Below are 20,728 nucleotides of genomic sequence, written 5' to 3'. Positions count from 1 at the left end.
AAGGATGTTTACGAATCAAGTTGAGCTGTCACTTTTTAATGAACATTTAGAGGATAAAACACTACAGGCTTATTTTAACCGGGTAGGCTATTCCGGAGAAAAGGAGGCTACCTATTCCACGCTAGAACTGCTGCATTACCTGCATCCTCAGGCAATTCCATTTGAAAATCTGAATCCGTTTTTGGGTATCCCAGTGAGGCTACAGTTGTCTGATTTGGTAAAGAAAATGGTTTTGGAAGGAAGGGGAGGCTATTGTTTTGAACAGAATATTTTGTTTGGCCATGTATTGAGAACCATGGGGTTTTTGGTAAAAGGGCTTTCTGCCAGGGTTTTCTGGGAAGTGCCGGAAGGAGAGGTAAAACCCAGGGATCACATGTTGTTGCTGGTGCAGGTCGGTGGCAGGAAATATATTGCGGATGTGGGTTTTGGCGGATCATCATTTACAGCTCCTTTGTCTCTGGATCAGATGGAGGAACAGCTCACTCCCCACGAAAAATACAGGATCAATAAAGTAGATGAATTTTTCTATTTAGAAATAATGATCCGGGAGGAATGGAGACTACTTTACCGTTTCAGCCTGGAACCACAATTACTCCCGGATTATGAGGTGGTCAACTGGTATCTTGGTCATCATCCCGCGTCCATGTTTGTTACTTCATTAATGGCAGCTCGCTGCATGCCATGGGGGAGATATGCTTTGCTTAACAATCAATTCACCACGCATCGTAAAAATGAAGAAAGTATAAAGCAAACCTTAACCGACATCAAGGAGTATAAAGCACTGTTGGAGGAAGTTTTTCTAATCCAGCTGCCGGACCATGAAGGGATGATGGAAAAGTTAAAAAAAGTTGTAACTGAAGCCTGATCCGTTTATCCGGTCTTTTTGAAGGAGTTTACTATTTATGAAAAATTATTTAAGGGTTTCGTTCCTTTTGCTTTTAGTACTTTGTTCCGGGATGGAAGCTAATTCCCAGGGATTTGTCAAACGTTATCTCAACTCCATTGTAAATGATACCAGCGATATTTCCGAACCGCAATTCCTGATGTACCCTACCCTGGCCTATGCCCCCGAAACCAGTTGGGAGATAGGCTTCAGCACCTTGTATGTATACTACGCTGAAAGAGACACAGTCAACAGGTTGAGTGAGATCAATGGCTTTACGTTTTTTACCCTGGAAAACCAGTATGGTTTATGGTTTGATCATGCCAACTATTCTCCAGGTGACCGTTGGTTTTTTTTAGGTCGCATCAGGCTGCAAAGTTTTCCTCTCTTGTATTACGGAATCGGAAATAGCAGTTCGGCCGATTACCTGGCAAGGGTAGATGCCAACCAGATTTTGATCAAAGAAAGGGTATTGAGAAAAATCAAAGGCAACTTGTTTTTTGGATTGGAAATGGATTGGCAAAGGCTTAGCCAGGTGGAGTTTTTGCCCGCGGAGTCAAACCCTTCTTATCAGCTGCCTTTGGGGTTTCAGGGAAGCTCAAACCTGGGGCTTGGGCTAGGTTTGGTTTATGATGACCGTCACAATGTCCTGAACGTGAGGGATGGTTTGTTTTCGGAATTGGCATTAATGCGGTACAATCCATTTTGGAGCAGTGCATTTAACTTCACCACCGTGCTTTCCGATACCCGGTATTACCAGCCGGTTGGGGAAAATAATGTGTTGGCGGCCCAATTATTTGGCCAATTCAATTCGGGAGACGTTCCTTTTAATCAATTGTCCCTTATGGGTGGAGAGAGTTTAATGCGGGGCTATTATACCGGTAGGTATAGGGACCAAAACCAAGTGGCGGGACAAATTGAGATGCGATTTTTACCTTTTCCTCTTGGCTTTACCGAAAGGTTGGGTGGAGCAGTCTTTGCCGGAGCAGGGCAGGTATTTCCCAGCCTGGCAGCTTTTGATTGGAATAAAATGGTATGGTCTGCCGGAGGCGGGCTGCGTTTTTTGATTTTTCCTAAAAAAGATATTTACACCCGGCTGGATGTGGCTTTTACTCAGGAAGGTACTGGTTTTTACTTTTTTATCGGAGAGGCATTTTAAAAAATATTTTAATAAAAATGCAGTGCGCAAAGGCACTGCTTTCAAGTCGGTTCCAAATTAATTTTTACTAATCATATGATAGTCAAGCTTGTAATCTATCCGAGGATTGCTCATCCTGCTTTTTTTTTTGATGTCTTCCGGCATTTGTCCCACTTTCCAGTTTGCAGGCTTTCGGTATTTGCCTTCTTTTTTGAAATCTTCGAAAGTTTCAGGGTCATCTTTAGCATCTCTGATGGCTTTAATAGTGTAGAGAAGTCCCAAGCTGATGCCTAATGCCACAAACAAAAAGGTGTAAGTTTCCATGATCTGTTAATTTTAAAAAAAAGGCTTTTTACCAATAGATTTAGTTTAACTTAATTGCTTCTTTCAATCAGAAGAAATGTATTATAATTCAAAATTAATAAAACTTTATTACATATTTAAGTAAAAATAACTTGTTTTTTAGATAAAATTTTTGTAAATATAAAATAGTATTTTGTTGTATTATTTTTGTATTTCGTGATTACCAGGAAAAAAAATGTGCTTCAATCAGTCATGTAGATTGAAGAATCCTTTTTTGATGATTTTTTTTCATACGGAATTTCCACTTCAAATATTTGGCTGTAGGGAGTAATATGTATAGATTTATTTTATCGAATATTATTAAAACAACTTTATGCCAATTTCTCGTTTGAGTTTACTTGTTTTTTGTTGCTCATTTTTTCATCTCCAGTTTGGGGAACAGATATATAAGTGTCACTAGCCGGGAATGACGCTGCTTCTGGAAGCATAGGTGAGCCACGGAGATCCATGGCAGGAACCCAAGAGTATATCAGGAAATTTAATGCTCTGGTTGACCGCCTTTCAAGCCCCTAAAACCTCGAAAAGAAGGAAGAAGATGGTTAATTCAGTGCAGAACTGAGGGAAGGGATAGCCCGGGATGGCCTTTTACCGTATTTAACTGGAAACCTGAAACATCCATTTATTGGATTTTATAAGTGGGGTTTTATTTTATACTATTAATTTTATGCAATCAAACAATAAACCTGTAAACAATGAATAAGGAAAAAAAGAGCCTGCTATCTCGCAGAAAATTTATGGGAACCGGTCTGCTTGGAGCAGCAGGGATGGGGGTGTTGCCACATGTCAGCGTAGGTAAGGGAGTACATAATGAAATAATTAGGGATGAAACTTTTCGTTTGGGCTTTATTGGGCTGGGGAGACAGGGCAATGGACTGTTAAACAGTTTTATATCCCTTTCCAATGTGGAAGTAGTAGCAGGATGTGATGTATATGCAGCCAAAAGGCAGCGGTTTCTGAATAAAACTCAAGCCTATTACAAGGAGAACAAGCGGGAAATAAAAGTGGAGGTCTATGAAAATTACCATGACCTATTATCCAGAAAGGATGTAGACGCTTTGGTCATAGCCACACCTGATCACTGGCATGCCTTGATGGCCATTGATGCCTGCAAAGCGGGAAAGGATATTTATCTGGAAAAACCACTCACTTTTACCATTAAGGAAGGGCAGGAATTGGTCAAGGCTGTTCGGGATAATAACATCGTTTTGGCAACGGGGAGCATGCAAAGGTCCTACGCTAATTTTCAGCAGGCTGTCAGGATGGTTCAAAAGGGAAGAATTGGCCAGGTAAGCAAGGTGTATGCCTGTGTTGGAGGGCCTCCAAAGCCATTTGATTTGCCTAAAGAAGATATTCCGGAAGGGCTTAACTGGGACCTTTGGATGGGGCCTTTGAATGCTCCCATTCATTTTAATAATGAACTCAATCCTCCGATTTCACTGAATCCTCCCGAAAATGAAAAAATCTGGGGAGGATGGCGCTGGTACAAGGAAACCGGCGGTGGACTGACCACAGATTGGGGAGCCCACATGTTTGACATAGCTCAATGGGCTATAGGAATGGACAGAAGCGGGCCTATTGAAATTATTCCTGCGGGATACCAGGATACAGAATACCTAACTTTTAAATACGCAAACGGTGTGACCGTCACCGAACAGCCTTTTGATGACAAGGAAAGCAGGGGCTGTAAGTTTTTTGGAAAAGATGGTTGGATAGAAGTTTCCCGCTCTCACTATGAAGCATCAGACCCGTCTCTATATCCGGTTCTGGATGAGGGAGAAAGCCTGCAGGGCGGTGGCGGCAGGGCTCACCACATCGATTTTATGGAATCTGTCAAAAGGAGAAAAGATCCCATTGCCCCGGTGGAGATCGGACATAGCACCTGTGTTACCTGTAATCTGGGAAATATTGCCTATGAACTGGGCAGGCCATTAAAGTGGAATCCGGCGAAGGAACAGTTTGAGGATGATCCGGAGGCGGAAAAACACCTGCACAGGGCTTACAGACCAGGTTATCGCCTTTAATTTAAACATCAAGCGGGATATAAATGTCCCGCTTTTTTTTTCAGGCTGAGATTTGCAGCTATTTGGCAATTGTTTAAAGAAAAATCAATGCCATCATTTATCCCTTTCCACCACTTTGTTTCCTCCAATATATATTTCGTTGATTTCCCGGGTGTTTCGGATATCTTCAAGAGGATTGGCATCCAAAATAATGAAATCGGCATAATGTCCGGGAGCCAGCGTTCCCAAACCTTCCAGTTCCAGGTATTCGGCCACATTTTTGGTAGCAGAGACAAGGATTTCCATGGGAGACATGCCTGCTTCGGCCATCATCTCCATTTCCAGGTGTTCAAAATATCCCATAAACCGGGTAGGTACCCCGCTGTCTGTGCCAAATACAATGGGAACACCGGCATCATTGAGGGATTTCAGGTTGGCGTAGGCGACCGGTAACTGTTTTTTATAGGTTTGGGCATTGCTGTTAGCGGCTACATTCGCCTGCCTTTCCGGATCCAGTAAGGGTTGAATGGTTTCCTTATCATAAACCTTTTGAAAAAAGGGATCAGAAAAAAAAGCAGCCGTATCTTCATAAACATAGGTGGAAAGCTCTCTGGTAAGGGTAGGGCAGTATCCTACGTTTTTTTCTTTGATCAGCTGGACAAAGGACTCGTCCACAGGTAAGTCCCTTACACTATGGGCGAGCAGATCCGATCCGGCTTCCAATAACTTTCTGCTGTCTTCCAGATAATAGGAATGAGTAGCAATTTTATAGCCAAGTTCATGGGACCTGCCGATCACCGCCCGGTACACTTCTTCAGGCATTTTTGTAGCATTGCCCAGGTTGTCATCCACCCGTATCTTCATGAAATCTACTCCCATTTCATGATTTTCTTCAATCATTTTTTCGGCTTCGGCCGGGGTATCTCCCGTGATGACTGCGCCTGCTATGAATAACCTTGATCTATTCTGGGGGTTTTTATCGTTGAGGTGTCGGAAAGAAACCGCCTCTTCCTGATCCCCGCCGAGGCTGACGACAGTTGTGATGCCGTAGGTTGCATATATGGATAAATTTTCAGCGAGGTTTTCAGCGGAATAATGGCCTCCAGATATCCCCTTTACATCGCCCACATGACCATGGCCATTGATCAGCCCCGGGATAATGGTTTTGCCCGTGAGATCAATCACATGGGAATGCTCAGGAATTTCTACTTCTTCCCTGGACCCGATGGCTATAATATGATCCTCCTGAACCAAAATAACCCCATCTTCGATTGGGGTAGCACCGCTGCCATCGATGATTCTGGCACCTGAAAAGGCAGTGAATGCGGTTTCCTCATGTATTTCATTTTTGCAGGCAAGGAGGCATAAAAGTGAAAGGCAGATTAAGGGATAAATTTTCATGACTAAAAGTTAGTCAATTTTTTGGATTTATCCATTGGGTGGAATGCTGGCCAAATTATCTGCCTGATAAACTTTAGGGAGTACTAGTAGTGATTGTCTCCCAGATGCTGTCTAAAAACCGGAAAGCGATGAGGCTTTGTTCAGGGTTCTCTCCCATGCGGACCAAAACCAGGTTTTGGGAAGGCACTACACATACATATTGACCATCCCTACCCATTCCACAAACCATGTCAGATGGACCATTGGGGATAAAACTTCCCGGAAAGGGAGATTGAATCCCGGGGACCATAAAACTATCCATTCCGTTGAGCCACCAAAGGTAGCCGTAGCTTTCGTTCAGCTCCTGAGATGGTGTCAGCATGGCTTGAAGGTAGGCCTTATCGCTGACGATTTCCTCGCTTCCCCACATTCCCTTTGCCAGTATCATCAGGCCAAACCGGGCCATGGAGCGTGCATCACTGAAAAAATGAAAAAGAATGGATAATATTTCATATCAAACTCAAATGGTTCCTCTAAAAGTAAGTACTTTTTGTGGAATTGATATCATGTAACAAAGAGATCAATTCAGCTGGACAGAGACGGGATATAAAATTCCGGTTTAAAGGTAAGGTAACATTGGTTTGGTAATGGGTGCAGGCGCAAGAGTTAGCGACGCGAACTTGACAGTTAGCAATATTTGAGAATAGTTAAATAAGGTATAGGGTTGAATCCCGGTTATAAGTATTGAGATTTCACCCTAACTATCAATCATCGTCTAATATACTGCCAGGTAATGATATTTACTGAGAGACCAACGCTACCTGATAGATGGTGAAAAATTCAGGCTCCTGATCTAACAGGTTAACATTTTGCCTGGCCCACAAACGGTTTTTTCATAATCAGACAATATAACCACCAATTTATTAATAAATTCGTTTTACACCAATTTAAGCAGGATTGATTTGTTTCAGGGAAGTTTCGATCCTACCGAAAGATGGATAGAGGAAAGGTTTGTGATTTATGTCCCACAAAATCAATCATCCGCATTCCAGTAGGCCATCCGCTCACAGCTGCTGACTTCCAGGCTGTAGAAGCCAAATTCCTCCGTTACCTTTCCCTTGATCAGGTAGATGCCGCGGCCCTTGAAAGGTGTTTTTTTGACCACCGGAGGGAAATGCACCGTATCAATCCAGTGGCCCTCCCGGTCGATAAAGGTGCCAAAGTTCATCACTTCCCCCTTTACCGTCCGGGTGTATTTGACGGTGACCAGGTAGCCGACCAGCTGCACCCGCCTGCCCAGAAATTGCGCCATTTCCCTTGCTGCAATGCCACAGACCTGCTGTTCCTTTACCAATAGAAAAGGGGAGTTCAGGGGGAATTCCAGGATCTCCAGCTGGTCGATGATTTCCTGCCTTATATCCGCAGCCTCCAGCACAGGTGGCTTTAGCTCCCGGAATCCGGCTTGTGCAAACAGCCGCTGGCTGCCGACCGCAGGAGTCTTTTTGCGGTGCAGGATAAAATGGGCCTCCCAGAGGGTTTCCTGCTTGCTTTTGCCGGTGAAGCGGAAGCAGCCTATCCGCACCAGGATCAGCAATTGTTCCAGACTAATGTCCACCCTGGAGACAAAGTCCAACAGGCTGGTATACAGCCCTCTCTGTTGCCGTTCCTGCAGGATTTTGACCACACTTTCTTTTTGCAGGAACTTCATGTGCACAAAGCCCAGGTACACAGTTTTGCCCCGGATACAGCTGAGGTTTTCGCTTTCATTGATGTGCGGGGCCTGTATCTCGGCACCGTTCATGCGGAGTTCGTGAATATAGAATTCGGTGTGGTAAAAGCCACCGAAATTATTGATAACGCCCACCATAAATTCCAGGGGATAATGGGCTTTGAGGTACAGGCTTTGGTAGCTTTCTACGGCAAAGGAAGCGGAATGGCCCTTGGCAAAGGAATAGCCGGCAAAGCTCTCGATCTGGTGCCAGACCTCTCCCGTAACCTTTGGGTCACGGCCCTTTTCCCGGCAGTTGGCAAAGAAGCTGTCCTTTACCCGTTGGAATTCATCTTTGGATCGGGACTTGCCGCTCATGCCCCGCCGCAACACATCGGCCTCGCTCAGGGAAAGACCGGCAAAGTAATGGGCCACCTTGATCACATCCTCCTGGTATACCATGATGCCATAGGTTTCTGGCATGATGTCCCGGAGTACGGGATGGGCCATTTCCCTTCTGGCAGGATTTACATGCCGCAGGATGTACTCCCGCATCATGCCGGAGCGGGCCACACCGGGGCGGATGATGGAACTGGCAGCTACCAGTTCCAGGTATTCGTCGGCTTTCATTTTGGCCAGCAACATGCGCATGGCCGGTGATTCCACATAGAAGGCACCAACGGTACGTCCCTCACGCAGGTGTTGTTTGATTTTGGGATCTTTTTTGAAAGTGGCTATCTGGCGGATATCCACTTCCTTGCCCTGGTTTTGATGGATGATTTCCAGGGTACTTTTGATATGCCCCAGGCCCCTTTGGCTGAGAATATCAAGCTTGTGCAGGCCTATGTCTTCCGCCACATGCATGTCGAAATGGGAAATGGGGAAGCCTTTAGGTGGCAGTGCTGTTGCTGTATAATAATGGATGGGTTTGTGGGCGATCAGCACCCCTCCGGCATGGATGCTGAGGTGAGAGGGCATGTCCCGGATCACCTGACTGTAGCGGTAGATCAGCTTTCCGTACTGATCAGGTCTATAGTTGCTGCTCCCTAGCTTGTCTCCATGGTAAATCAACGATTCGATTTCAGATTTGGGCAGGCCAAAGACTTTTCCCAATTCCCGAAGGACAGAATTGTACTGAAAGGTATTGAAAGTGGCCAGCAGGCAGACATGCTCACTTTCGGGGCGGTTGTATTTTTTAAAAATATAGCCGGTCATTTCATCCCGGTCTTTCCAGGAGAAGTCCAGGTCGAAGTCTGGGGGATTTTCCCGGTACAGGTTGATAAAACGCTCAAAATACAGGTCCAGCTCGATGGGGTCCACATCCGTGATGCACAGGCTGTAGGCCACGATGCTGTTGGCCCCGCTGCCCCGGCCCACATAGAAGAAGTTTTTTTTTCGGGCGTAGTTGACAATGTCATAGTTGATCAGGAAGTAGGAGACAAAGCCTTTTTGCTGGATCATTTCCAGTTCCTTCAGGATGCGCTTTTCTTTGGTTTCGTCCAGGCTGCCATAGCGCAACAGGGCACCCTTAAAAGTTTCCTGCCGCAGGTAGTCAAAGTCCTCCCAGTCTGAGCCCAGGATATCCCGCCTGTTTTTTACGGCCTGGAAATAGAAGGAAAACTGGCATTGTTCCAGCAGTTTTTGGGTATTGTAGATCAGGTAGCTGTGGCCCTCGCTGCGGGCCACCATTTCGGTATAGCCGTAAAACCGATCAGATGGGGCTCCCTGTTCTGAAAGCGGTAATTTGCTCAGCAGGGTATTGCTATCCATGCAGCGAAGCAGGCGGTGGGCGTTGAAGTCGGTTTTTCCGGCAAAGGTAGCCGGCTGCAAAAGGACCAGCCGATCTTTTTGCTTTGCCCAGGGGCTGTAGGGCAGCCGCTTCAGCTGAGAGGGGTGCAACCCGATGTACTCGTTTTCACGGAGGGAAAAAAGCACTTCTGAAAAGGGGTAAATGATGAAGGAATGGTTCATGGCCGGGGACCTGTCGGGAAAAGGTTGTTTGTGAACCAGGTGATGGGAGAGGTGGAGGTTCAGCTCATAGAAGCCTTCCTGATTTTGTGCCAGCCCGATGTACTGCTGTTTGACGCCATTGCGGAAGTCGATGCCGATTACGGGGTGGATCCCGTTTTTTTGAGCTTCCCGGATAAAGGGGAAGACCCCGGAAGTGCTGTTGATGTCGGTCAGGGCCAGGGCATCGAGTTTGTGCTTTATCGCTTCCGCTACAAGGGCTTCCACGGAGAGGGTACCATACTTGAAACTGTAATGACTGTGGCAGTTGAGGTGCATTTTGTTTATTTAATTAACATTAATAGGTTAATAATATAAACATTAAAAAAAGATTTTTATGGGTAAGGAAGCTTTTTTTTAAAGTGCAATGTTGAGGGGTCCGGTATGGGTTGATTAAAACTATCTGATTAATTAATGCGCAGGCTGTGGCACAAGCCAATGTCAGGAAACAATTGGTAGTAAAAAATTATATACAGTACATTCTTTTATCAGGTAAAAAAATATTTTTATAAACGGTTAATATATAATTTTTGGTATTTTATATTTAAAATAACAAAATAATATTAATAATTAAATATGTTATTTTTTATTAGGCACAAAGTAACATATTTAATTCTGTATTATAGTTTAAGTTCATTATAAATAATTAAATTATTGATTATACATTGTGTTAAATATTTTTTATATTGATTGGACGAAATTAAATTAATGCTGATCAAGCCTATTTAGCTGGGATTTATAAAAGACCAACAGCTTCGTATTCCCACTGCCCGCTTTATTGTTCCAAAAAAATCAGATGACTTTCGATTGAAAGGAAGGATGCCTGTGGTATTTTCTTCGGTGTTTTCAGTTTAAGTCAGCCCTTGGGGCATTCGTTTGCATTTCAAAAATTAACATCAACCTAAACCCACAAAAATCATGGAAACAATTGTATTCAGGCGATTTGATAACTTGTTAAAAACGCTGCCTTTGGTACTGCTGCTCCAATTATTTTTTATTGGATGCTTGAGTGCCCATGCGGCAATTCCTTCGGAAATAGATGTGAATATGGACATTGCAGTTTCAGGCACTGTCACTGATACCAATGAGGTACCCTTGCCGGGGGTTACCGTTACGGTGCTGGGCACCAATAGGGGAACTGTCACCAACCTGGATGGCAAGTATTCCCTAACCGTCCCGGATAATGCCAATCTGGTATTTTCCTTTATTGGTTTTACTTCCCAAACGATACAGGTAGGCAACCAAAGTACCATCAATGTGGTATTGGAAGAAGACATGGCTTCCCTGGACGAAGTGGTCGTGGTAGGCTACGGTACCCAGAAGAAGGCCAATATGACGGGTTCTGTGGCTACGGTTGGTGCGGATGAAATCATCAAACGACCATTGACCAATGTGGCCGGACTTCTGCAAGGAAAAGTAGCTGGATTGCAGGTTTCCTCTCATTCCGGAAAACCCGGTAGTGAAAATAATACCTTACGAATCAGAGGTTTAGGTACTTTTAGCTCTGCCGGAAGTGAACCACTTGTGCTAATCAATGGTATTGCCGGTGACATGACCAATTTGGATCCCAATGATGTGGAATCGGTCTCTGTTTTGAAAGATGCAGCATCAAGTGCTATCTATGGTGCCAGGGCTGCCAATGGAGTCATCCTGATTACTACCAAGAGGGGTAGTGAAGGAGCTCTTACCATTGATATACACAGTAATGTGCAGGTGCATCAGCCAACACGCTTACCCAGGTTACTCAGCAATTCTGCCGATTACATGATGTACTGGAATCAGGGAAGACAAAGAGCCGGAGGCCAGGCACCCTATTTCAGCCAGGAGGAGATTGATGCTTTCAGAAATAACCCAAATGATCCCATTAATTATCCCAATTTTGACTGGATAGATCATTCTTTCAACACAGCGGTGGCCAATATGCAATCAATACGGGTAAGTGGTGGTACGGAGAAAACGAGCATTGGGCTGTCCCTGGGCTATTTTGATCAACCGGGTCTGACCAGCTTGTATGAATTCAAAAAATACAATGCAAGGTTAACCGTCGATTCCAAAATTAACGATTGGATAACGGTAGGCGGTGATATTCAACTGGTTAATAAAGACATACAAAGAAGTAATTGGGACAATGGCGATATAGATTACCAGATTCTGGCCATTTATGGAGCAGGTCCCAATTATACTCCTACCATGACCCTGCCCGACGGATCTACCGGTTACGTGGCAAGGTACAGTTCAAATATCGGCGAATGGACCGTTAGGAACCCGGATGCGCAGGATGCCAGTGGCATTCAAACAGATATCAATTACAATGTATTGCCTCAGTTTTATGTGGAGATCAAACCAACGGAACACCTCACCTGGTATACCAAAGGAGCAGTGTCTTATGACAACCGGGCACTGAAAAACCATGAAACCCCGGTGGACAATTATTTTTTCAAGGATGGCTCCTATGCCCACAATAATTCTACCTGGCAATTGGGCGTCAGGGAAACCTGGAATACCGGTTTATGGACCACCTTTTATTCCACTTTGAATTACCGAAGGCTTTTCAATGAAACCCACAATGTCAATATTTTGGCCGGCTACAATCAGGAATACAGTTCCAACCGGCAGCTTAGGGGTTCCAGGGTACATTTCCCTACCAATACATTGATGGAATTGGATGCGGGAGCACCGCTGGACCAAACCACCGGGGGATATTTGCAGGAATGGGCCATCATGTCCTTGTTTGGACGCGCCATGTACGATTATAAGGAGAAATACCTGGTAGAGGCCAATATTCGTTACGATGGAACCTCCAGGATTTCTCCGGATAACCGTTGGGGAGTATTTCCTTCGGTCTCTGCGGGATGGAGGGTCTCTCAAGAGCAATTTTTGCAACTAAATTCTTGGATAGATGAGTTTAAAATCAGGGGATCCTGGGGGCAATTGGGCAATCAGAATGTTGGCTTATATCCTTTTCAGGAAGTTTTGACCACCACTTCTTATCCATTTAATACGGCCCAACCCGGGGCACTTGTAAACCGCCTGGTAGATCCAAATTTGAGATGGGAAACCACCACCATGGCTGACATTGGGTTCGATCTTTCTTTGAAAGAGGGCTTGATCAATGTTACCTTCGATTGGTTTGATAAGGTGACGGATGATATCCTGTACAATGTACCAATTCCGGCCAGTGTGGGACTTTCCCCGCCCACTGTGAATTATGGCAAGATGAGAAACACCGGTATCGAGCTGGAATTGGGATCCATGAAACGATTTGGGGAATTTGGCTATAATGTCAGCGTCAATTTCTCCACCTTCAGAAATGAAGTTTTGCGGATCCTTTCCCCGGTTTACGGCAATTTCACCATTCAGGAGGGGCTTCCTTTTAATTCTCATTTTATGGTTGAATGGGATGGTATTTTCCAAAATGAGGAAGAAATCGCGAATAGTCCTCAGCACCAATTTAACCCCAAACCCGGCGACTTGAAATTTGTGGATCAAAATGGAGACAATATGATCAATGCTGATGACCGGGTAGTAATGGATGGGGCCTATCCCCGGTTTCACTATGGAAGTACAATCAACCTTTCCTGGAGGAATTTTGATGTAAATGCCTTTTTTCAAGGCCTGGAAGGCTACAAACAAAGCACCCAGGGTTTGTCATGGGGCCTGGTGCCATACATTCAAGGCTCTCCTCCTCCGTTGGATTTTATCGAAAACATGTGGACCGGGGAGGGGTCTACCAATGAACACCCCGCCATGTATATTTCCGGCTATGCCCCTGTGACAGGTACCCGAAACTCCTATTGGTTACTGGATGCATCTTATCTGAGGTTGAAAAACCTGGCGATAGGATACAATTTGCCTGATCGTTTAAATGAAAAATTAGGGCTCAGGTTTTCCAGGGTTTATATGTCTGGCGACAATTTATTCACCATCACGGACTGGCCGGGATCAGATCCCGAAAGAGCCAATACCAACTGGTTTCAGGCTTATCCACAGATTACCAGTTACACTTTGGGCCTGAAAGTTTCTCTTTAAATCATTAAACAGTTACCAAGATGAAATATTTAAAAGTATCATATATTCACCATATGCTAATAGGATTGCTGGTCTTGTCGGCAGTATCCTGTACGGATTTCCTGGAAAGAAACCCTACAACCCAAATTTCAGGCCCTACCTTCTGGACCTCACAGAAGGATGCTGATCTGGCCCTGGCGGGAGTATATTCCAGGCTAAATACCAATACCTTTAACCATGAAGGGGTCTATTCCCTGGCCATCATGGCGGGTGATGCGAATGAAGGAGGGCAGAGCTTGGGTGCAGCCTCTACCGGAACCTTTGCTATGGGTATTATGGAAGCGGTTTCAGGAGGGCTTCTCGCCAATGTTTACAACCATTGTTACCAGGGAATAGCTACCTGTAATTATTTCTTGGAGAACATTGACAGGGTAGACATGCCCGCGGAAAGAATTACCCGATACAAAGGGGAAGTGCTCTTTTTACGTGCTTTCTTCTATTTTACCCTGGCGGATTTTTACGGAGGAGTGCCGCTTTATACTTCCACTGTATCTGCTGATGAGGCAAAGGTGGCCCAAAGCTCCAGGGATCAGGTGATCGATCAGGTGTTGGCAGATTTAGATGTGGCCATCGCCAGCCTACCCAATACTGATTACAGCTCCAGCGGGCACGCTGTAAGAGGTTCTGCCATGGCCCTGAAGAGCCGTGTACACCTATTTGAATCCGATTGGACTGCTGCTGCACAAGCGGCTTCCCAGGTAATGTCAGACGGGCAGTTTGGCCTTTATACAGAAGATTGGCAAAACATGTTTTTGGCTGAAGGGCAGAGTAACAATCCGGAAATTATGTTTTCCACAAAGTATTTAAATCCCGATAATTTTAGTAATCAGGATATCAGGATTCTCTGGCATGGCATTTGGAACCCCAGGGCCGAATTGAGAGATGCTTTTGAATGCATCGATGGTTTACCCATTTCTGAATCGCCCTTGTATGATCCGGATAACTGGAAAGAAAACAGGGATCCACGTTTGGGCAAGACAATGCGGGATTTTAATGATCCTGCGGTCAAAGAGTCAGGTGAAGTGGTGGAATTTGCTTACAATGGAGTTTCCATGACCGGATTGATGCCGGCCAAGGGAGGCAATGTGGAAACTCTGCCTATTGATTACTCCACCAAGAGTGAACAGGATTGGGTTTTGATCCGCTATGCAGAGGTTCTATTGAATTTTGCCGAAGCCACCAATGAATTGAATGGACCTACTCAGGCAGTTTATGATGCGGTGAATGCCATCAGAACCCGTCCGGGGGTGGCAATGCCATCCCTACCTGAAGGCTTGTCCCAGGATGAAATGCGGGAGCGGATCCGAAACGAAAGAAGGGTGGAATTCGCCTTTGAGGGCATGCGGTACAGGGATATCAAAAGGTGGAGGTATGCCGAGGAGTACATTCCCACCCTGGTGGAACCGGGGTCTGGTATACAGCGGCAATTTGATCCATCCAAGCATTATTTGTTTCCCTTTCCACAATCTGAAATCGATATCAACCCAAATCTGGTACAGAATCCGGGATATTGATTGAGATTGGATAAAAATATAGCATGAAGGCCTCAGGTCTTCATGCTTTTTGCTTTAATTTGATATAATTTTGAATCTTGAAATATATGCAGGCCATGCAACCTTTTCACCTTGCTTTTCCGATCAGGGACATTGAGGAAACCAGAACGTTCTACCAGGATTTGCTTGGATGTGAAATAGGTAGAAGCTCCGAAAAGTGGATAGATTTTAACTTTTTCGGACACCAGCTATCCGCCCATGTGAAACTGGAAGAATTGGCCCTTGCCGAAGCCAACCAGGTGGATGGACAAAAGGTCCCGGTTCGGCATTTTGGCGTGGTTTTGGAATGGGAAGATTGGCACGATCTGGCAGCCAGGCTAAAAAATCACCAAGTCAAATTTATTATTGAGCCTTATATCCGGTTCAAAGGGGAAGTAGGCGAGCAGGCTACTATGTTTTTTCTGGATCCCAGTGGCAATGCCCTGGAATTTAAAGCTTTTCAGGACCCTAAGCAGATTTTTGCCAAATGAAAAGTCTTTAGTTAAATAAAAATTCTTTATTTTGCCATTGTTAATTGATGCTTCATTAAACTGTTCAATATGATTTTCCCAATAATTGCTTACGGCATATTTTACCTGGCTGTAATTGCCACAGGGATTTACTTTATTTTTACCTGGGTCAACAGGTACTTTACCCTCAAAAGAGAACAAAACGACTTGTTAAGACAAATTATTCAGAAGATGGACAAGGGTATGAATCCATGATCAAAATCAACAAAGTCCACCATATTGCTGACCCCGATGGCTTGCCGATTGAATTTTACGAAGCATGAAACCATTATTTTCCGGCTGCTGTATTTGCCTATTGCTGGTATTTTCTACTAACTGGCTTTTTGCTCAGGAAAAGGAACCCTATCTGATATTAATTTCCCTTGACGGCTACCGGTACGATTACACCGATCGCTTTAAGCCGAAAAACCTGACCCAATTCATCGAGGCGGGGACTGCCGCAGATGCCATGATTCCTTCCTTTCCCACCAAGACTTTTCCCAACCATTACACCATTGCCACTGGTATGCTTCCCGAAAACCACGGTTTGGTGGACAATTCTTTTTATGAACCCGAAAAAGACCAGGTTTACAGTATGGTAAACCGAGATATCGTAGGGGACGGTTATTGGTATGGGGGTACGCCTATCTGGGTGTTGGCAGAACAAAATGGGATAAAGGCAGCCAGCTATTTCTTTGTGGGCTCCGAAGCTCCGGTTAAGGGAATCAGGCCCAGTTATTATTATGCCTTTGATGCAAGTGTTCCTAATCTTACCCGGATTTCCAAGGTTTTTGACTGGCTACAGCTTCCGGAAGCAGAACGGCCCAGACTGATTACCCTGTATTTTTCAGACATGGATGATGTGGGTCACCGGTATGGCCCCGATAATGATGAAAAATTAAAAGAAAGGATTGATCGGCTGGACCATCAATTGGGAGCCCTGTTTGAGGGATTAAAAAGTTTTGATTTGGATATTAATATAGTCATTGTTTCCGACCATGGAATGACCAATGTGCCGCAGGAAAACTTATTGAACCTGGACCATATCACAGAAGGTATCAATGCCAGGCTGGTAAATAACGGTGCCCTGGCACATCTATATCTGGAAAAACCTTCGGAAATCGATGCTGTGTTTCAAAAAATAAACGCACAGGAAGGACCTTTCTCGGCGGTGAAGGTACAGGAACAAACTTATTATAAAGATCCGGAGAAATTCAAAAACCGGAAAGGGGATATCCTGATCATGCCCGAACTTGGCTATTACCTGGCTACTACCAAGGGCATGGTCACTTACCAAAACCGTCCTGCCATGTTTCAGACGGATGTTTTGGAGAACATGGGTACAGCCCGGAATTTCAGGACCTGCATGGTATTTTTTATGCCAATGGCCCGGCGATAAAGAAAGGCTTTACCATTCCTCCTTTTCAGAACATTCATGTTTATCCCTTACTTTGTTCAATTTTGGGTTTGACCGCACCGAAGGATATTGATGGGGATTTTGAGTTGCTGAAAACTGTTCTGACAGGGGAGTAAGATTTACTCTTTAGCATATGTTGATCAAGAAAATAACAAAAATTCTTGTATCACAAGAAAAAATGCTTATTTTTAAGAAAAATTTAATGCTATGGAGGTACGAGACGATTTTCAGGTGGTGTATCAAGTAGATAAGGGGATTCACATTGACCTGTTTGATGAATTGCTCAAAAAGTCAGGACTACAAAAGCAGGTATTGTCCGCTTTATTGGGTTTGGACCCAAGGACTATAGATAATTACAGAAATAAAGGCAGGAGTTTTGGAGCTTTAGAGGGAGAGCTGCTTTTGAAATTAAATGAGTTGTTTGAATTTGGAGCGGAGGTTTTTGAAAGCAGTAAGGTTTTTAGAGATTGGTTACATTCGCCTGCTTTTGCATTTGACAATAAACAGCCATTGGACTTCTTGAAATCAAATACCGGAGTTGACCTGGTAATGCAGGCATTATTGCGCATTGCGCATGGATACGTGGTCTGATAAATGGAACTTTTCAGGATTACAAAAGCTACATTTTCACAAACAATTTTTGCCCCTGGATTTCCTGGAAGGTGGAACAGGGCAGGTGAAGAAGTCATATACACTTCGTGGAGCCGCTCATTGGCCTGTTTAGAAAATATGGTACACCAAAACATTGGACAATCTAAAAGTACCTTTAGAACCATGGTCATCTATGTGCCCGACCAAGTTTCGGCCAGACAGGTAAATTTGTCCGATCTACCGAATGACTGGAACCAAAGCTCATTTTATAAACCTTGCCAGGAAATTGGATCCCCCTGGTTTCAGAAAAATGAATCCTTACTGCTAAAGGTTCCTTCTGCAGTTATTCCTGATGAGTCCAATTATGTGATCAATACCCTACATCCGGAATTTTATCAGGTAAAATTGATTGATGTACTGCCTTTTTATTTTGACAAGAGGCTTTGATCCTATTTGCTGGATAATTTAATTCCCCCAAATACGAGATTTTAGAGTGAAGGGAGGAAAATTCCTTAGCAAATCTTAATAGGTAGGTATATTAATTGCAACAGCTTATTATGATCAAACTCGAAAATGATAACCATTTAATTATTCAGATTCAAAGGAAAATAGCCAGACATCTGTTTAAAATTCACGATATTCTCTATCTTTAGATCAATGAAATTGGGGACAAAGAGGTACTAAAAGTGCTGATGCCCTGAAAGCTGTTTTCCTCCTGTGGATAACAAGGAAGTCGGCAGACTAATGGATAGTGGCGAGAAAAATAAATACATCAGTGCAAGTTTCTAATCTGACGAAAACCCAGAGATTATAGTATTTAAAATATAATAGCATGAAATTCCTTCCTTATTTTGTAATCTACTTGCTTTCAATGAATTTAAGCGGACAGTCCGGAACAAAACCCCTTTGGATTAGTGAACTGGCCACAAACAAAGAAATGCGGGGCTATAATGGACCGAAACGAAATGCGCCATTAAAAGCCTTAATTGTTGATGGCCAAAACAACCATGAGGTATGGCCCAAAGCTACCCTAATGATGAAGCAGTACCTGGAAGAAACCGGGCTTTTTCAGGTAGCTATTTACAGAACCAGGTTTACCTGGAGAGCAGAAAGGGAAAAGAAGTACTTGCCGTTAGCGGGACTAGGCGCAACCATAGATCTGGAAAACCCCCAACATGATCCGAATTTCTCCCCCATATTCGAGAATTATGACGTGGTGATTTCCAACTTTGGCTGGAAGGCAGCGGATTGGCCGGAGGACACCCAAAAAGCATTCGAAGAATACATGTCCTCCGGCGGAGGTTTTGTCTCCTTTCACGCTGCAAACAATTCTTTTCCAGATTGGCTGGAATACAATAAAATGATTGGCCTGGGAGGCTGGGGTGACCGTACTGAAAAAGATGGACCTTATGTGTATTATACCAATGAAGGCGAGCTGGTACGAGATCCTTCACCGGGGAAAGGCGGTGCCCATGGACCTGGCCATATTTTTCCCATTACAATACGTGAGAAAGATCATCCCATCACCAGGGGAATGCCGGAAGTATGGCTAACCACCAAGGATGAATGCTATTCTCAATTGCGCGGACCGGCCGAAAATTTGACCATATTGGCTACTGGTAAGGATGTTTCGGGCAAAGCACCTACTGATCGGCACGAACCGATGCTGATGGTGATTGACTACGGTAAAGGCCGGATATTTCATACTGCACTAGGACATGATGATTACTCCATGGAAAGCGTTGGTTTTATCACCTCTTTTTTAAGAGGAGCGGAATGGGCGGCCACAGGAAAGGTTACCCTACCCATACCGGATGATTTCCCTACTGCAGAAAAATCAAGCAGTAGGGATTTTAAGCTAAAAATTGATGGTCAATAAAACCGAATGGTAGCAGCAGCTATTGCATCAAGCCTTTCTTACGTTGCTCCATTGGCATTCGCAAGGATTGAAATCTTTATTGCCATCTGAAACTAACGGCGGAGTCCCGGGTACCAGGTTTCGGCATTGGTTCGGTAAATTTTATCCACCACCGTCTTGGGCAATTTCAATCCTTTAAAGCTACCGGTGACTTTTGGTACCTGCATCTCTTCGTCCCCGGTAAAAAATTGCCAATGCCTTAACCAAACCTGATGGGCATGTTCCGAAATTTCTTCCGGTTTCGTCAATCCCTTCGCCTGTATGTCCGATGCTCCGTAGCGCAAATCCGTTCCATAGATGAGTCGGTCCTGGTACTGGATGATAAAGTTGCGCACTCCTTTCCAATTGGTGACGGCCTGGTGTTGCAGGTGGGAGATTCTTTCTGCCATATCCACCGCCATGTTGGGAAAGGAATCCAGTCTTTTTGCCAGTTCGTTTACATCGTATTCCAGGCTTCCCAAATGCGCCCCAACAAATCTTAGATCGGGATTATTGGCTAGCAGTTGATCACGTGCGCTAATCTGCTCCTCATACGAAGGTAAATCCGGGAAATGATACATGTGGTATCGGGGGTTTTCCCGAAAATATTCCCGATCCCCCTGCACCGTCATTTCCTCCAGCGGCAACCAGGTATTTTTGGGTTCCCCAAGATGGCCTAGCAAGGTAATGTCTTTTTCCACCAACAACTGCAAGATGGAATCAAAGGCAGGATCGGTAATCATTACCAACTCGTCCTTTTCATTTTTCAACTCCATGCCAATGTTCTTCCACACCTTTACTGCTATGGCCCCTTTGGCAATGGATTTTTCAAGATAGTCCAGGGTTTCACTTTCCCAATCGCTGCTGGTAAATCCCTCCAGAGAAAAGGTCGTGCCATAGGTAACGATCTCCGGAAATTCGCCAATGAGTTTCAACGAAAAATTTTCCTGCGCTTCCGGCGTCCGGCTTGGAGAGGTATACACACTTACATTTAGCAATCTAAAGTTATCCCGGGCCGCCTGACCTATGAAAACGGTATCGAAATCCGTTCGCAGGTGTACATGGGCATCGATTTTTTCTATGCGACCAAAATCCGCAAGCGTATAGTAGTTATCTTCGGCCGATGTGTTATTATTATCCGGTGTAGTGGTCGTTTGACCGAAGCTAATAAGAGATTTAAGGCATAGGAGAAATACAATCAAGTTGGATATTCTGGTCTTTTTATTCATGGTTTT

16 protein-coding genes are annotated in these 20,728 nt (G+C 44.4%); 11 read left to right on the top strand and 5 right to left on the bottom strand.

The features are described 5' to 3' along the window. Positions 1-4 precede the first annotated feature (4 nt). Positions 5-865, top strand: a complete 861-nt coding sequence (locus tag G9Q97_RS14920; protein WP_166148193.1) for an arylamine N-acetyltransferase family protein — start codon at positions 5-7, stop codon at positions 863-865. Between the two features lie 37 nt (positions 866-902). Next, the gene (locus tag G9Q97_RS14915) at positions 903-2,042 is read left to right on the top strand and encodes a BamA/TamA family outer membrane protein (protein ID WP_166148191.1); all 1,140 of its coding nucleotides are present in this window, start codon (positions 903-905) and stop codon (positions 2,040-2,042) included. A gap of 57 nt (positions 2,043-2,099) precedes the next feature. Here G9Q97_RS14915 and G9Q97_RS14910 read toward each other — a convergent pair whose 3' ends face one another. After that, positions 2,100-2,345 carry a hypothetical protein gene (locus G9Q97_RS14910; protein WP_166148189.1) on the bottom strand — a complete coding sequence of 82 codons (246 nt, stop codon included), beginning with the start codon at positions 2,343-2,345 and terminating at the stop codon, positions 2,100-2,102. A 731-nt stretch (positions 2,346-3,076) separates the two neighbouring features. Between G9Q97_RS14910 and G9Q97_RS14905 the strand changes: the two genes are divergently transcribed. After that, a complete protein-coding gene (locus G9Q97_RS14905) occupies positions 3,077-4,405 on the top strand; it encodes a Gfo/Idh/MocA family protein (RefSeq protein ID WP_166148187.1) in 1,329 nt (442 codons plus the stop codon). Positions 4,406-4,498: 93 nt separating this feature from the next. Here G9Q97_RS14905 and G9Q97_RS14900 read toward each other — a convergent pair whose 3' ends face one another. The 3 genes from G9Q97_RS14900 to G9Q97_RS14890 form a co-directional block, all read right to left on the bottom strand. Beyond that, complete coding sequence (locus G9Q97_RS14900) at positions 4,499-5,785, bottom strand: amidohydrolase family protein (protein WP_166148185.1); 1,287 nt, start codon at positions 5,783-5,785, stop codon at positions 4,499-4,501. 73 nt (positions 5,786-5,858) lie between these two features. Beyond that, complete coding sequence (locus tag G9Q97_RS14895) at positions 5,859-6,230, bottom strand: serine hydrolase domain-containing protein (protein ID WP_166148184.1); 372 nt, start codon at positions 6,228-6,230, stop codon at positions 5,859-5,861. A 567-nt stretch (positions 6,231-6,797) separates the two neighbouring features. After that, positions 6,798-9,758 carry a DNA polymerase III subunit alpha gene (locus G9Q97_RS14890; RefSeq protein ID WP_166148182.1) on the bottom strand — a complete coding sequence of 987 codons (2,961 nt, stop codon included), beginning with the start codon at positions 9,756-9,758 and terminating at the stop codon, positions 6,798-6,800. Between the two features lie 639 nt (positions 9,759-10,397). On the opposite strand from G9Q97_RS14890, the gene G9Q97_RS14885 reads away from it, so the two are divergent. The 8 genes from G9Q97_RS14885 (at position 10,398) to G9Q97_RS14850 (ending at position 19,475) form a co-directional block, all read left to right on the top strand. Further along, a complete protein-coding gene (locus tag G9Q97_RS14885) occupies positions 10,398-13,508 on the top strand; it encodes a SusC/RagA family TonB-linked outer membrane protein (RefSeq protein WP_166148180.1) in 3,111 nt (1,036 codons plus the stop codon). A gap of 20 nt (positions 13,509-13,528) precedes the next feature. Next, entirely contained in the window at positions 13,529-15,061 is a 1,533-nt protein-coding gene (locus G9Q97_RS14880) for a RagB/SusD family nutrient uptake outer membrane protein (protein WP_166148178.1), read from the top strand. 86 nt (positions 15,062-15,147) lie between these two features. After that, positions 15,148-15,570: a VOC family protein gene (locus G9Q97_RS14875; RefSeq protein WP_166148610.1), complete on the top strand. Its 423-nt coding sequence runs from the start codon at positions 15,148-15,150 to the stop codon at positions 15,568-15,570. Positions 15,571-15,639: 69 nt separating this feature from the next. Then, positions 15,640-15,804, top strand: a complete 165-nt coding sequence (locus G9Q97_RS14870) for a hypothetical protein (protein WP_166148176.1) — start codon at positions 15,640-15,642, stop codon at positions 15,802-15,804. Between the two features lie 64 nt (positions 15,805-15,868). Then, complete coding sequence (locus tag G9Q97_RS14865) at positions 15,869-16,987, top strand: alkaline phosphatase family protein (protein WP_246255701.1); 1,119 nt, start codon at positions 15,869-15,871, stop codon at positions 16,985-16,987. Between the two features lie 225 nt (positions 16,988-17,212). Next, positions 17,213-17,596 (top strand): type II RES/Xre toxin-antitoxin system antitoxin, encoded by a 384-nt coding sequence (gene parS, locus G9Q97_RS14860; RefSeq protein WP_166148174.1) that lies wholly within the window; start codon positions 17,213-17,215, stop codon positions 17,594-17,596. A gap of 3 nt (positions 17,597-17,599) precedes the next feature. Further along, a complete protein-coding gene (locus tag G9Q97_RS14855) occupies positions 17,600-18,043 on the top strand; it encodes an RES family NAD+ phosphorylase (protein WP_166148172.1) in 444 nt (147 codons plus the stop codon). Between the two features lie 385 nt (positions 18,044-18,428). Next, positions 18,429-19,475 carry a ThuA domain-containing protein gene (locus G9Q97_RS14850; RefSeq protein ID WP_166148171.1) on the top strand — a complete coding sequence of 349 codons (1,047 nt, stop codon included), beginning with the start codon at positions 18,429-18,431 and terminating at the stop codon, positions 19,473-19,475. A gap of 92 nt (positions 19,476-19,567) precedes the next feature. Here G9Q97_RS14850 and G9Q97_RS14845 read toward each other — a convergent pair whose 3' ends face one another. Continuing rightward, the gene (locus tag G9Q97_RS14845) at positions 19,568-20,722 is read right to left on the bottom strand and encodes an amidohydrolase family protein (RefSeq protein WP_166148169.1); all 1,155 of its coding nucleotides are present in this window, start codon (positions 20,720-20,722) and stop codon (positions 19,568-19,570) included. Between the last annotated feature and the right edge of the window lie 6 nt (positions 20,723-20,728).

The organism is Cyclobacterium plantarum (genome assembly GCF_011290685.1).
Classification (GTDB): Bacteria; Bacteroidota; Bacteroidia; order Cytophagales; family Cyclobacteriaceae; genus Cyclobacterium; species Cyclobacterium plantarum.
This window is presented reverse-complemented; position numbering and strand designations above follow the sequence as displayed.